Raw genomic sequence first — 12,853 nt, 5'->3', positions numbered from 1 at the left:
AACCGCCACGAAGGACATAGCGAGGTGTCAAACATGCTGAGAGGATATTCCAAATTCCTAGATGTCCTGGAGAAGGTCGAGAAAGCGATCCTGGCTGTCACCGTAGGGATTATGGTCATCATCATCGCCTACCAGGTCATCATGCGGTACATCTTTGCCCACGCCAACTCCTGGAGCGAGGAGCTGGCCCGGTATCTGTTCATCTACGACGTGATGATCGGTGCAGCCATTGCCATCCGCCGCAACAGCCATCTGCAGATCGACATTCTCATCAATCTGATGAAGCCGAAGGTGCGGACCATCCTCACCATCATCGCCACTCTGGCCGGCATGGTGTTCATGGTATTCCTGCTGTCCTACTCCATCACCCTGGTGCAGACCGGCGCCCGCACCATGTCTGCGGGGCTTGGGATCCCCATGTCCATCCCCTATTCCTGTATGCCCGTCGGCATCGTGCTGATGCTCCTGACTTCCATTGAGGTCCTCTTCAAGAACATCTCTGCCCTGCGCGGGGCCGGAAAGGAGGCCCAGGTATGAACGCCGGCCTGTTAATCATCATTCTGCTGCTGGGTCTCGCCCTCCTGGGATTCCCCATCTACATCGCCCTGGGCATCGGCGCCCTGGCGGCCCTGAACCTGGCGGACCTGCCCCTGATTGTGCTGCCTCAGAGAATGTTCGCGGGCATGAACGGCAGCGCCCTGCTGGCCATCCCCTTCTTCATTCTGGCGGGCAATATCATGTCCCGCAGTATTACAGGAAAACTGATTGACATTTGTAATGCCATTATAGGACACATCAAGGGCAGCCTGTCCCTGGTGACCATTCTGGCCTCCGCCCTGTTCGGCGCTATCTCCGGCTCCGGCGTGGCCACCGCCTCCGCCATCGGCGGCATCACCATCCCCGCCATGAAGCGGGAGGGCTATCCCGCCCCCTTCGCCGTGGGCGTAGCGTCCATCTCCTCCATCCTGGGTCCCATCATTCCGCCGTCCATTGTGCTGATCGTGTACGCCAGCATCACCAATGTGTCCGTGGCGGAGCTGTTCCTGGGCTCCGTGTTGCCGGGCATCATTCTGGCGGTGGCTCTGATTGCCTACGGCCTGTATTACGGCCACAAGCACAATCTGCCGGCCCATGAGAAGCCCAACCTGAGGAAGATCGGCTCCTCCGTGCGCAAGGGCATCTGGGCGCTGCTGATGCCCATCATCATCCTGGGCGGCATCTTCGGCGGCATCTTCACCCCCACCGAGGCATCTGCCGTGGCAGTGGTGTACAGCCTGATCATCAGCCTCTTCGTATACAAGGACATGAGCTTCAAGGAGCTGCCCCAGGTGTTTGTGGAGGGCGCAGTTTCCACCGCCACCATCATGGTGATGGTGGGCCTGTCCTCCGCCTCCAGCTATGTAATCACCACCTCCGGCCTGCCCCAGCAGCTGGTCTCCTTCTTCAGCTCCATCACAAACAGCCCCGTCGTCATTCTGCTGCTGCTGAACATTCTGTTCCTGATCATCGGTATGCTGATGGAGGCCAACGCGGCTGTGGTGATGATGACCCCGATCCTGCTGCCGCTGTTGAATGCCTTCGGCATCGATCTGCTGCAGTTCGGCATCGTCATGAGCTTCAACCTCTGCATCGGTCTGGTGACGCCGCCGGTGGGCCTGTGTCTGCTGCTGTGCAACCAGACCGGCGAAACCCGGCTGTCTCACTCCCTGAAGGCCATGATGCCCATGCTGCTGATCTCCATTATCGTGTTGTTCCTCATCACCTATGTCTCGCCCCTCACCACCTTGCTTCCCAGCATCATGGCGGGCTGATTGCGAAGAAAGGAAGTCTTGGATATGCAAAAAATCGGATTTTTGGGAATGGGCGTCATGGGACTGCCTATGGCGAAAAACGTGGTGCAGAAGTGCGGGCTGCCCGTGCTGGGCTACGATGTGGTCCAGCAGCAGATGGACGCCTTCCGGGAGGCAGGCGGCATCCCCGTCAGTGACCCGGCAGAAATCTACAAGGCCTGCGACGTGATCCTCCAGATCCTGCCCACCCATCCCATCATCCGCAACAGCGTGGAGCAGGCCATCCAGTACGGCAAGCCCGGCAATGTGATTGTGGACCTGAGCTCCACCGCACCGGACATCATTCTGGAGCTGTACCAGCAGGCCAAGGACGCGGGGATGTTCCTGCTGGACTCCCCGGTCAGCGGCGGCAACCCCATGGCCATCGCCGGGACGCTGGCCATTATGACCGGCGGCGACAAAGAGGCCTTTGACAAGGTAAAGCCGGTCCTGGCGTGCATGGGCAGTCCCGTTTACACCGGCGGCCCCGCCAGCGGCAGCGTCACCAAGCTGGTGAACAACATGATCGGCGGCGCCATCCTGGTGGCCATTGCGGAGGGCTATGCCTTCGCGGCCAAGGCGGGCATCGACCTGCAGACCACGTTCGAGGCCACCCGGGGCGGCTTTGCCGGCGGTCCCATGTACGACAACAAGGTGCCCAAGATCATCAAGCGGGACTACACCCCCGGCGCGCGGATCGCCGTCCACCGGAAGGACATCCTGAACGCCAAGCACTATGCCCACAAGCTGGACATCGACACACCGCTGACAGATGTGGTCCTCCATGTGATGGACTGGATGAACGACAACGGCCACATCGACGAGGACCAGGCGGCGCTGGTCAAGTATTACGAGGACAAGATGGGCGTGAAGGTCGGCCGGGAGGAGACGGCAGACTGACGCTTGTCAGACGATCAATCTCAGAGTGCGCGGGGACCGGATGCCTGTCCGGTCCCCGCGCATTTCTGTAAAGAGGGGCCGCCGGCTTTGCCGGCGGCCCCTCTTTGATTCAGGAGATCAGGTCTGCTCCAAAGGCTCACGCCCCGGCAAGGCACTGCTCCAGCGCATCCAGCGCCTCTCCGGCATCCGCTCCGTCTGCGGTGATCGTGATCCGCGTCCCCGCTCCGATGGACAGGGAGAGCACACCCAGCAGGCTTTTGGCATTGACGTTGTTGTCGCCGTATACGACGCGGACGACGCTGGTAAAGCGGTTGGCAGTCTGGATGAACCGGGCCGCCGTCTGATGGTGCAGGCCGTCAGGGACCTGGACCGTGACTTCTCTCGTGCACAGCATAAGAAGACCTCCTCAGTTTCTCCTTGCCGCGGGCTGTCCGCCCGCTGTGATGGAACAAAATGATTATACCTTCTTTTTCCTGTCCGGGCAAGGGGGTAACGCAAACCCGAGAGCGCCGGGATGGCCCCTGACAGAAGCATGGAGACGTGCCGCATCCGAAGGCACAGCCATCCCGCAGCCTCACGGCCTGCCGCTCCGGGCAACCAGGGGTATCCCGCAGGGCCGCATCAGCTGGAGTGCGCAATGCCCAGCGGCAAAATCCCTGATGCGCCGGGTTCCATCCCAGGGGCTTTTCACAGTCTCCGCATCATTTGACACCCGAAAAAGTCCCATGCCTCGGCTCCCGCCCCCTGCTGCCCCGTAAATAGCATCCGCCCCAGCGCATCTCCTCTACGGCAGCATCTGCTTCCGGTCCAGCTCCTCCAGCCAAGCGGCCGTGTTTGCGAAAATGGTCCGGTAAAAGCCGCTGTCCATGAAATCGTCGAAATCCTCCATCTTCAAAAAGGCGGCGTTCTGGGTGTGGCGGCCGTCGATCTCATCCAGGTGATTCAGCACGCCGTACTCTTCGCCATAGAGGCCGATGAACTGCCAGAACACGGGGAAACGGGAGGTCTTGATGAGGATCTCCTCGATCTCCCAGTCGGACTGCAACCGGCCATCCGTCAGGAACAGCACCAGAATGGGCCTGCGCAGGCCGCCGTAGATCATCATGATGTCCCGCATGGCCTCCGGCTCGTTGTTGTACTGGTAGTTGAGCATGCTCATCCACCGCTCGTATCCGCCGGCCTGAGAGAAGGTGTAGTCCCGGATGTTATCCAGCGTCACCGGCTCCAGCTGGCGGCTCTTCGCAGCAAAGGCCCAGCAGTCCAGGGCGCCGCTGTCTGACAGGGTGGAGGACAGGGCGAAGAACTTGTCGAACATCTGCTGGACCCGGCCCCCGCGGTACAGGTCGAACATGGAGCCGGAGGCATCGGCGCACAGGACCGTCTGAAGGTCCCTCTCCGCTGCCCGGGGCACCTGGGCCAGTGCTGCAAAGGAGGCTTTGTACAACGGCGCCAGGAAGTCCAGGTCCCCTTGGCAGCGGCGGGCCAGCCCCTCCATGCGGGTGCAGACATGGGGCGGCAGGGAGCGCAGGATGTCCCCCACGGAAGGAGGCGGACCGCCGGCGGGCGCGGCCGGCTGCCGGGTTGTCCGGGCAGACACAGCTGTCCGGACAGGCGGCGGAGGCGGCGGGACCGGGTCTGACACCACGCCGCCGAAGCTCTCCACCAGGGCCCGGAGGCCGCCGTTGAAGCCCCGGCCCACGGCGCTGAACTTCCAGTCCCCGTTTTTCCGGTAGAGCTCGCCGGCCACGATGGCTCGCTCCCCGGAGAACTCGTTCCCCGCGTAGGCATACCGGGCCATCTCCTCCCCTCTGACCCACAGACCGATGCTGCCCTGTTCCAGCTCCCGCAGGGTGCGGCCGCCGTCAATGGCGGCAGTGAAGGAGAGCCGCTGGATATGGTCCGGCAGGGCCGCCAGATCCACCTGGAATCGGGCCGTTCCGCCGGATGCTCCCTCAGAGAGGGCCATGGCCCCTTCCGGCGAGCGCCGCTGGTTATAGAAAAGAAAATACCGCTCGTCGGAGAGGCGGCCTGCGCTGTCCAGGCCAAAGCAGGACACGTCGACCGCCAGGGGCCCCTGATGCCGCAGCTCCACCTCCAGGGTCCAGGTCCGGCAGACGGTTTGAATGGAGATCTTCTGTCCCCGCTGCAAATCCAACATGACTTCGGCTCCTCTCCCGTGTTATTTGTGGCCCGCCACCCAGCGGAAGCCGAAGTGGTAATGGGCGTCCACAGCCCGGTGGCTGTTGAAAAACAGGTCCTCCCGCCGGACCTCCAGCCCGCCGTCCCGGCCGGTGAGGCTGGCCAGGACGCAGAACCGTTCGTTGCTGTTGGGGTTGTCGATCTGGACCTCAATATCCGGCGTCCCCTGCTGGCTCAACACCACCCGGGCGTTGGTGGACCGCCAGTTGGGCACGCCCTCATAGATGAAGGCGAAAACCACGGCGAAGTCGATCAGCTCCGGCCGGAAGAAGTCCATGTTTTCGCCGTTGGCGCTGGCGCCGGAGCGGTCGTCCTTGTCCAGCTTGATGTAGGGGGGCTGATCGGCGGCACCGAAGCTGTTGCCCAGGGCCTGGATGACCCCCTGCCGCCCGTCCTTCAGCCGGTACATACAGGCCAGATCCAGGTCGATGCCCCGGCTGAACAGGCCCCGCCGCTGGTCCCAGTTCAGGTTCACGTGGATGCGCCGACGGTTTTTCGTCAGGTCGATCTTGTGGCTCTCTCCGCTCTTCTTCAGGCTGATTTTGGAGAAATTCACCTTCGGCTCCGGCGGAGCGGGCGCCGGGGTCGGCGGGTCAGGCTTGACCTCCTCCCCGCCGAAGTGGGCCAGCAGGGCGGAGAGTCCCCCGTTGAAGCCGCTGTCCACCACGGAAAAGCGCCAAATCCCATCCTTGCGGTACACCTCGCAGAGAATCAGGGCCTTCTCCTGCTGATACCCCGCACCGGTGAAGACATAGGCCGCCCGGTCCAACTCTCCTTCCAGCGTCAGGAGTCCCCGGGCCAGCGCCTGCATGGTGCCGCTCTCCGCCGCCACCGTCACCACCAGCCTCTGCAGGAAGCCCGGAAGGCGGTTCAGGTCCACCGAGAACACCGTGGACTCCCCGGACTGGTGCATGGAGACGGCGCCCTCCGGCGAACTGGTCTGGTTGTAAAAAATAAAATAACGGTCGTCGGACAACTTCCCCGCTCCGTCCACGCCGAAGCAGGTCACGTCCGCCTCGCTCCCCGGCAGGGACACCGTCACGGAGATTCGCAGCTGTCCGCTTCCGGTCAGGTCCGCCAGTTTGCACTTCTGTCCCTTCTGCAGTTCCATGGGATCCCGTCCTTTCTCGCATATCCGTTTCTCCGCCCTGCGGGTTTACCTCCCTATTTTAGTGGATGGCGGCCGCCGAATCAAGAAGTGGATCCGGTTTTTCAACCCAGCGGGCGCAGATCTATCCGGCCGCCGCAGGCCCGCTATGCGTCTCCCCGCAGCAGAAACAGCCGGAGGACCTTCTCAGCCAGCCGGACCTCCCGGGGCGTGCACCGGGCCAGCAGGGCCTCTATGGCGGTCAGATCCGCATCGGGCTGAATCTCCTCTCCCAAAAGGATATACTCCATTGAGAGCTGCGACGTCTTCGATAATTTAATCAGCGTGTCAATGGACATCTGCGAGGTCCCCACCTCGATCTGGCCGTAATAGCCGGCGCTGATATCCGCCAGCTCGGCAAACTCCTCCCGGGTGAGGCCCAGAAGGGTCCTCTGCTGCCGCAGCCGGTGCCCCATGGCGACTCGCTCCTGTTTTGTCATCTGTTTCACGCTCCTTTTAGAATAAGTCTATTCTGGAACGTGTCCATTCAAAATATGCTATAAGATATTGATTTTAGTTATCTTATAGTGTATATTTTGAGTGAGAAAATCTCCGTATCCATTGTGGTGCAATGGTTTAGGAGTTTTTTCAAAAGCGGTTTCACGTGTATAACAATTGTCACAAAAAACGTTAGCTTATAGAGAAGATTCCGTCACCCGCAGGCTTCCAAAAGCAGGAAGGTCATTTTTGTGACACACAAGCGTAACAAAACAAGGAGACGCCATGCAGAGTTACACGCTCAACCGCCCCGATGGAGCCTTGCTTTGCCGGGTGCTGGAACAGCATACAAATGATGCCGCGGGAGCCATCCTGCGGCTGGCGTGGATGGCCGGTCTGATGCGGGACGAAATCCAGCACCTCACCTGGGCTCAGGTGGATCTGCTGGGCGAACAGCTCCTGCTGCCGGACCGGGCGGTCCCGCTGGCCCCGGAGCTGGCCGCCTGGCTGGAGGCCCTGCGTCGGGAGCGGAACGGCAGCAGCGAACGGGTGGTGCTGTCGGACCGGGACCAGCAGCCCCTGGCGGCCCAGTCCATCTCCCGCCTGGCCCGCGCCGCGCTGGACGCCGGGGACCTGAAGGCCGTCCGCCTGATCGACCTGCGCCACGACTACGTTCTGCGGCAGCTGGAACGTCACGACTGGCAGTACGTCTCCCGGATCACCGGGCTGGAGGCCGCCGCCATGAACGTCCACTTCGCGGCCTACCTGACGGAGAAGAAGGTCTCCACCCGCATCCGCCGGAAGGCAGCGCCGCAGATCGACGAGTTCGCCCTCTGGAAGCTGCTGCAGGCGGAACAGGACACCCCCGCCGGGGCGGCCCTGTGGCTCACCTGGCAGCTGGGGCTCCAGGTGGAGGAGATCGCGTCGCTGCGGTGGGACCAGGTGGACCTGCAGAAGGAGCGGCTTATCCTGCCGGACAGGCAGGTCCGCCTGACCAGCGGCGTCCTGTCCATTCTCCAGAAGCTGCGCAAGGCGGCGCCGCCAGAGGCGGAGTGGGTCCTGATGTCCCCCCGCAGCCGCCGCCCCTATGAGCGCACCCGCCTGTCCAAGCTGGTGCGGGCGGCGCTGGTGCAGGGCGGGCTGGACGATCTCTCCCTGCGGGACCTGCGCCTGGACTACGACATCCGGGTGGGCGGCGAGAACCAGGTGCTGGACGTTGTCCGGCGCCAGGGCTCCATCACCCGGAATGAGGTGATGGCCCTTCTGCGGGTCTCCAAGAACACGGCCTACAACCGGCTTCGGCAGATGGTGGCCCGGGGAAAGCTGACCAAAGTGGGAAACCGCTATTACCTGCCCAGCACGGTGGTGCCGCCGGAGGACCAGGAGCAGGCGATCCTGGCGTACCTGTCGGAGGCGGGGTTTGCCTACCGCCAGGACATTGCCCGGGTGCTGCGAATCGGCCCTCGCCAGTGCTGGCCCATTCTCCAGCGGATGCTGGCGGAGCACCAGATCGCCAAGGACGGGCAGAAATACATCCTCTTGCAGAAGGAGGCGTGAGACCGGGCAGCCCCGGTTTCCCGCCTCTCTCTTTTTTGGAAATCTGCAACTTTTGTTACATAAATTACCACGAATCAGGCGCTTTTGAACGGCGTGTTTCGTTTGAATAACAATCACGCCGAATCCGTAGACAATCCGGAAAAACACTGATACATTGGCGTTGCGGACGGCGGGAGTGTCACTGGCGGCCGGCTCTGTGGTTGGTGTAGGCCGACACAAGTTGGTTGGCTAGCCCCCACACGAATCTCAGACCCGGCGGCAGGCATACCGGCGGACCGCAAATATTTTAAAGGAGGAGAAATCCCAAATGAAGAAGTTCCTTTCTCTGGTGCTTGCTCTGGTGATGACCATGTCTCTGGTCACCGTCAGCGCCGGCGCCAAGGACTTCACGGACGACAGCGAGATCACCTACAAGGAAGCTGTGGATGTGATCTCTGCTCTGGGCGTTGTCGACGGTTATTCCGGCGGCGACTTCCGTCCCGATGATGTCCTGACCCGCGGTGCGGCCGCCAAGATCATCTGCAACCTGATCCTGGGCCCCACCACTGCCTCCGCTCTGAGCGCAGGCACCGCCCCCTTCAAGGATGTTCCCGTGACCAACACCTTTGCGGGCTACATCACCTACTGCTCTCAGCAGGGTATCATCAGCGGCTACGCTGACGGCACCTTCCGTCCCACCGGCACCCTGAGCGGCAACGCGTTCATGAAGATGCTGCTGGGCGCTCTGGGCTATGACAGCTCCATCGAGGGCTACACCGGCCCCAACTGGACCGTGTCCGTCATCAAGCAGGCCGTGGGCATTGGCCTGGACGACGGCAACGACGAGTTCGTGGGCTCCAAGGCCGTGACCCGCCAGGAGGCTGCCCTGTATGCGTTCAACATGCTGCAGGCCACCATGGTGGAGTATGACCAGCAGAACACCATCGTTGTGGGTGACATCACCATCAACACCACTTCCAGCCGTTCCGATGTGGAGAACAACGGCAAGAGCGACAAGTACATCAATTCCGATGGCAAGATGCAGTTTGCTGAGAAGTACTTCACTGATCTGAGACTGGATGACAGCGGCGAGGATGACTTTGCTCGCCCCTCCAACGTCTGGACCCTGAAGTCCGACGAGATCGGCACCTATGCCAAGGATGCTGACGCCACCTACACCACTAAGGTGGAAGTGGGAGACATCTACAAGGATCTGGGCCTGAACAAGACCGTTGCCAAGGACGATGTCTCTGTGTATGTGGACGGCGTTTCCTCCAAGGATCACCCCAACATGAAGGATCAGCTGCCCGTGGCCATCAAGAAGGGTGACGATGACACCAAGTTCGGTGCCAACGGTGTGTTGACCGAAGTCTTCTATGACGAGGATGACGGCACCGTCACTATCACCGAGGTCAACACCTATGTGGGCCAAGTGAGCAAAAACGTGGCCGCCACTTCTAAGAAGGACGCCTATGTGGTTGTCTCCACCTTGGATGTCGTGCCCTCCGAGAGCGGCAATCTGGAGTTCGAGACCAACGAGGAGTTCGAGGAGGACGCCTATGTCCTGTACACCTACTCTGAAGCAGCTGAGGAAGTGAAGTCGGTTGCCGCAGCTGAGGAAGTCTCCGGCACCGTGACCAAGGTTATCAACAAAGCCTCTGACGATGAAAATAAGGGGCTGACCATTGCTGATACCGCTTACAAGACCTCCAGGACCGTTTCCGGTGAGCTGCTGGGTGACGTGAGCGTGAAGAACGACTACACCGTCTACCTGGATGCCTATGGCTATGTCATTTACATCGAGGAAGAGGAACTGACCGCTCAGGACTATGCCCTGGTGCTGGCCACCGCCAACAAGAGTGACTTCGTCGGCAAGAAGGCCGAGCTCCTGTTTGCCGACGGCACCACCAAGGTAGTCACCACCGAGAAAGACTACAGCAACGATATTGCTGACAACACCATTGTTACTTACAAGGTGGATTCCGACAATGTCTACACGCTGAAGGAAGTTTCCTCCAAGCAGGACAAGGGTGGCTATAACAAGACTGTAAAAGAAACCGATATTTCCAACTTCGTTCTGAAGAACGACAAGGCCAGCATTAATGTGGACGGCACTGCCGTGACCGCCAACTCCAAGACCCTGTTTGTGGTTCAGGATACCGAGGACACCGACGAGTACACCGCCTATACTGGCATCAAGAACGCACCCAGCATTACGGCTGCCAGCGGCAAGGATCGTCAGGTCGACGTGTACTACTTCTGCAAGAACGGCAGCATGGTCACTGTCATGTTCATCATGCCCGAGTCCAAGGTGGACGTGGAGGACGACAGCTCCAAGATGCTGTTCCTGGCCGGCGAGTCTGTCTCCGATCTGATTCACGACGCGGATGACGACTACTTCGAGTACAATGCTGTTGTCAACGGCGAGATCACCACTGTCAAGGTGGCCGAGGAGCTGGGAGATGGGCTGAACGGCCTGTACAAGAGTTTCTCCACCAATAAGTACGGCGTCATCACCAAGGTGACCCGTTACGATTCCTTTGACAACACCACGGATTCCAAGCAGGCTGTGAACGGTGGCACCGGCGTTGACAAGCGTTCCGGCGACTACACCGTCATTCTGGATACTGCGGATGACAACTGGACTGTCAGTGTGGATGATGACGCCGCCTTCTACACCGTCGACAAGAAGGGCAACATCAGCACCGGCTCTTACCGTTCCGTGGTGAAGGACAACAACGATAAGGTCTATGCTGTAATCAGCGACTATCTGGTGCAGTCCCTGTTCATTGAGACCGTTGAGGACGATGAGAAGGACAGCGGCAAGGTGGAGATCCCCTCCAATGTGGTAGTGGACATCTCCGATCTCAACAGCATGACGGTCACCTACCGCACCGGCACCGATAAGCCCAACGCCATGGATGCCGTGGAGTACCTGAAGACCGCCCTGGCCGACAAGGGCTATGAGGTCGGTACAATTAAGAACAACAGCGGCACCTATGAGTTCACTCTGAATGATGTGGAAGGCGCTGCGAAGTTCAACTCCAGCACTGGAATCATTGAGGGCTATGCGGTCTCCATCAACGGCTCTGCCAAGCTGCTGAACAAGACCACTCAGATTCAGAATCTTGGTCTGAAGTCCGGCCTGTATGTAGCAATCACTGATGACGAAGGCAATGTCATCTACGAGAAGATTGCCAGCAATTCTAATGCCATTAAGGATGGCTACCAGTATGAAGATGGCTTCTACAAAGTTATCAAAACTGTTGCCAAGACTGGTACTTTGAACGATAATAGCAGCATCACCGTTGCCATCTCCGATCTCGACGCCAACGCCCTGTACATCAAGTCCGGTGAAGAGGTCGAGATCGAGGTCACTCTGATCGCTCAGGCCGACACTGACTTTACACTGAACAAGGGCATCAATGTTGACACAGTTACAAGCAACAATGGCGGTGCTCTGACCGGCGATGTGAAGAACGTCTCCCTGTGGGATGCTGGCGATATCGCTCCCAAGTCCAGCGGTACTGCGGACTCTCAAACCCTGACGGTTAAGATTTCCGACAGCACTCCGATCACCAATGACATCACTCTGACTGTCACCCTGGCTGACGCCAACGCCTGAGATTCTCTTCGGTATATCAGCATTTCTTTATAACGAAAGCCCCCACTCTGAAAAGAGTGGGGGCTTTTGCTCATTTTAGTCCCGGGCACAGGTAGTCAGCCCAGAAACAAGCAGGAACTATTTTTCTGAGAAAGCCGCCACGCCGCCCCGGCAGAAACAGCCCATAAATCCAGACGCGCAAGCGTCCATCTTCCCAACAGCCGCGGCCTCCAGGAATATTCCTGGAGGCCGCGGCTGCCCCCTGCCCGGAGCACAACGCAGCGGGCGCCATCACATCAGGCACACCAGCAGCGTAAAGGCCAGGCTGATGGGGATGCAGAGGGAGTGGATCGCCCCCACGGCGCCGGAATCACAGCCGCACCGCTCACAGTAGGCCAGGGAGACAGAGGGCACCGGCGCCAGAAGGCTCAGCACCAGCACCTGCCGGACCCCGGCGGGCAGCGGCAGCATCCAGCAGACGGCGGAGGCCGCCAGGCCGAATCCATAGCGCAGCAGGACCACCCGCAGAACATCGGACCGGCTCTCCTGCGGGATCCGCGGCTCCAGCAGCAATCCGATCATCAGCATCGCCAGAAAGGCGTTGGCCTGGCCGAACATCCCCGCCACGGTGTAAACCGTCTGCGGCAGGCGCAGGCCGAGCAGCCCCAGGAGCAGAATGGCCAAAAAGGTGTCGAAGGGCACGGAGCGGAGCATTCTGCCCAGAACAGAGCGGACCGTCAGGCGCTCCCCGCCGGTGAGGGCGGCCGTCAGCGCATAGGCGCCGCCGCAGTTGAAGGGGCTGTTGCCCGCGTCAAACATGGAGACGGCCAGCAGCATGTCCGGCGGCAGAAAGCTCTGCACAAAGGGCAGGACAAAGGTGCCGATATTGTAGCTGGGGGCGTTGAGCAGGTAGAGCGCCCGGACGGGCCCCGGCCGCCTCCGGGTCACCAGGGCGGAGACAGCCAGCAGCAGGACATTGGCGGCTGCTGCCGCGGCGAGAACCGCCAGCAGGGACGGAACCAGCCTGAACGCGCTGAAGCTGGAGAGGAGAGCCCCCGGCAGCGTCAGGTTGACGATGATCCTGGACAGCAGACGGGCATCGCCCTGCTGAAAGACGCCCCGTCTCTTGAGAAGGTATCCCAGCGCCACGATCAGCAGCAGCCCGCCGGTTTTGATGAGTAAAGCGTCCATGCCGAAACC

Annotated in this window: 10 protein-coding genes; 5 read left to right on the top strand and 5 right to left on the bottom strand. The window is 60.5% G+C overall.

From position 1 onward, the window contains the following. The first annotated feature begins 33 nt into the window (after positions 1-33). Genes DN611_RS00995 through DN611_RS00985 form a run of 3 tightly spaced genes read left to right on the top strand, consistent with a single transcriptional unit; the run spans position 34 to position 2,729 of the window. Positions 34-537 (top strand): TRAP transporter small permease, encoded by a 504-nt coding sequence (locus DN611_RS00995; RefSeq protein WP_025544782.1) that lies wholly within the window; start codon positions 34-36, stop codon positions 535-537. Beyond that, on the top strand, positions 534-1,811 hold the full coding sequence (locus tag DN611_RS00990) for a TRAP transporter large permease (protein ID WP_021747776.1): 1,278 nt from the start codon (positions 534-536) through the stop codon (positions 1,809-1,811). Before DN611_RS00995 ends, DN611_RS00990 begins: the two co-directional genes overlap by 4 nt. Positions 1,812-1,835: 24 nt before the next feature. Continuing rightward, positions 1,836-2,729 (top strand): NAD(P)-dependent oxidoreductase, encoded by an 894-nt coding sequence (locus DN611_RS00985; RefSeq protein ID WP_021747777.1) that lies wholly within the window; start codon positions 1,836-1,838, stop codon positions 2,727-2,729. A gap of 136 nt (positions 2,730-2,865) precedes the next feature. Here DN611_RS00985 and DN611_RS00980 read toward each other — a convergent pair whose 3' ends face one another. From DN611_RS00980 to DN611_RS00965, 4 genes are all read right to left on the bottom strand, one after another. Next, entirely contained in the window at positions 2,866-3,123 is a 258-nt protein-coding gene (locus DN611_RS00980; protein WP_021749720.1) for an HPr family phosphocarrier protein, read from the bottom strand. A 390-nt stretch (positions 3,124-3,513) separates the two neighbouring features. Continuing rightward, positions 3,514-4,887: a VWA domain-containing protein gene (locus tag DN611_RS00975; RefSeq protein WP_021749718.1), complete on the bottom strand. Its 1,374-nt coding sequence runs from the start codon at positions 4,885-4,887 to the stop codon at positions 3,514-3,516. 21 nt (positions 4,888-4,908) lie between these two features. Beyond that, the gene (locus tag DN611_RS00970; protein WP_119310440.1) at positions 4,909-6,039 is read right to left on the bottom strand and encodes a TerD family protein; all 1,131 of its coding nucleotides are present in this window, start codon (positions 6,037-6,039) and stop codon (positions 4,909-4,911) included. A 143-nt stretch (positions 6,040-6,182) separates the two neighbouring features. Beyond that, a complete protein-coding gene (locus DN611_RS00965; protein WP_021749716.1) occupies positions 6,183-6,515 on the bottom strand; it encodes a helix-turn-helix domain-containing protein in 333 nt (110 codons plus the stop codon). A 283-nt stretch (positions 6,516-6,798) separates the two neighbouring features. Between DN611_RS00965 and DN611_RS00960 the strand changes: the two genes are divergently transcribed. Both DN611_RS00960 and DN611_RS00955 read left to right on the top strand, forming a co-directional pair. Continuing rightward, complete coding sequence (locus DN611_RS00960; RefSeq protein ID WP_021749715.1) at positions 6,799-8,070, top strand: DeoR family transcriptional regulator; 1,272 nt, start codon at positions 6,799-6,801, stop codon at positions 8,068-8,070. 307 nt (positions 8,071-8,377) lie between these two features. Next, positions 8,378-11,674, top strand: a complete 3,297-nt coding sequence (locus DN611_RS00955; RefSeq protein WP_119310439.1) for an S-layer homology domain-containing protein — start codon at positions 8,378-8,380, stop codon at positions 11,672-11,674. Positions 11,675-11,944: 270 nt separating this feature from the next. Here DN611_RS00955 and DN611_RS00950 read toward each other — a convergent pair whose 3' ends face one another. Beyond that, entirely contained in the window at positions 11,945-12,844 is a 900-nt protein-coding gene (locus DN611_RS00950) for an AEC family transporter (RefSeq protein ID WP_119310438.1), read from the bottom strand. Positions 12,845-12,853 lie beyond the last annotated feature (9 nt).

The sequence above is a fragment of the Oscillibacter sp. PEA192 genome, assembly GCF_003574015.1.
GTDB classification, from domain to species: Bacteria; Bacillota; Clostridia; order Oscillospirales; family Oscillospiraceae; genus Oscillibacter; species Oscillibacter welbionis.
Note: the sequence above shows the minus strand (reverse complement) of the source record. Positions and strands in the feature narration are given on the sequence as shown.

What these genes read in the sequence shown, in the direction of transcription:
- DN611_RS00995 (WP_025544782.1), top strand. Translation starts at nt 34, where the DNA reads ATGCTGAGAGGATATTCCAAATTCCTAGATGTCCTGGAGAAGGTCGAG.
- DN611_RS00990 (WP_021747776.1), top strand. Translation starts at nt 534, where the DNA reads ATGAACGCCGGCCTGTTAATCATCATTCTGCTGCTGGGTCTCGCCCTC.
- DN611_RS00985 (WP_021747777.1), top strand. Translation starts at nt 1,836, where the DNA reads ATGCAAAAAATCGGATTTTTGGGAATGGGCGTCATGGGACTGCCTATG.
- DN611_RS00980 (WP_021749720.1), bottom strand. Translation starts at nt 3,123, where the DNA reads ATGCTGTGCACGAGAGAAGTCACGGTCCAGGTCCCTGACGGCCTGCAC.
- DN611_RS00975 (WP_021749718.1), bottom strand. Translation starts at nt 4,887, where the DNA reads ATGTTGGATTTGCAGCGGGGACAGAAGATCTCCATTCAAACCGTCTGC.
- DN611_RS00970 (WP_119310440.1), bottom strand. Translation starts at nt 6,039, where the DNA reads ATGGAACTGCAGAAGGGACAGAAGTGCAAACTGGCGGACCTGACCGGA.
- DN611_RS00965 (WP_021749716.1), bottom strand. Translation starts at nt 6,515, where the DNA reads ATGACAAAACAGGAGCGAGTCGCCATGGGGCACCGGCTGCGGCAGCAG.
- DN611_RS00960 (WP_021749715.1), top strand. Translation starts at nt 6,799, where the DNA reads ATGCAGAGTTACACGCTCAACCGCCCCGATGGAGCCTTGCTTTGCCGG.
- DN611_RS00955 (WP_119310439.1), top strand. Translation starts at nt 8,378, where the DNA reads ATGAAGAAGTTCCTTTCTCTGGTGCTTGCTCTGGTGATGACCATGTCT.
- DN611_RS00950 (WP_119310438.1), bottom strand. Translation starts at nt 12,844, where the DNA reads ATGGACGCTTTACTCATCAAAACCGGCGGGCTGCTGCTGATCGTGGCG.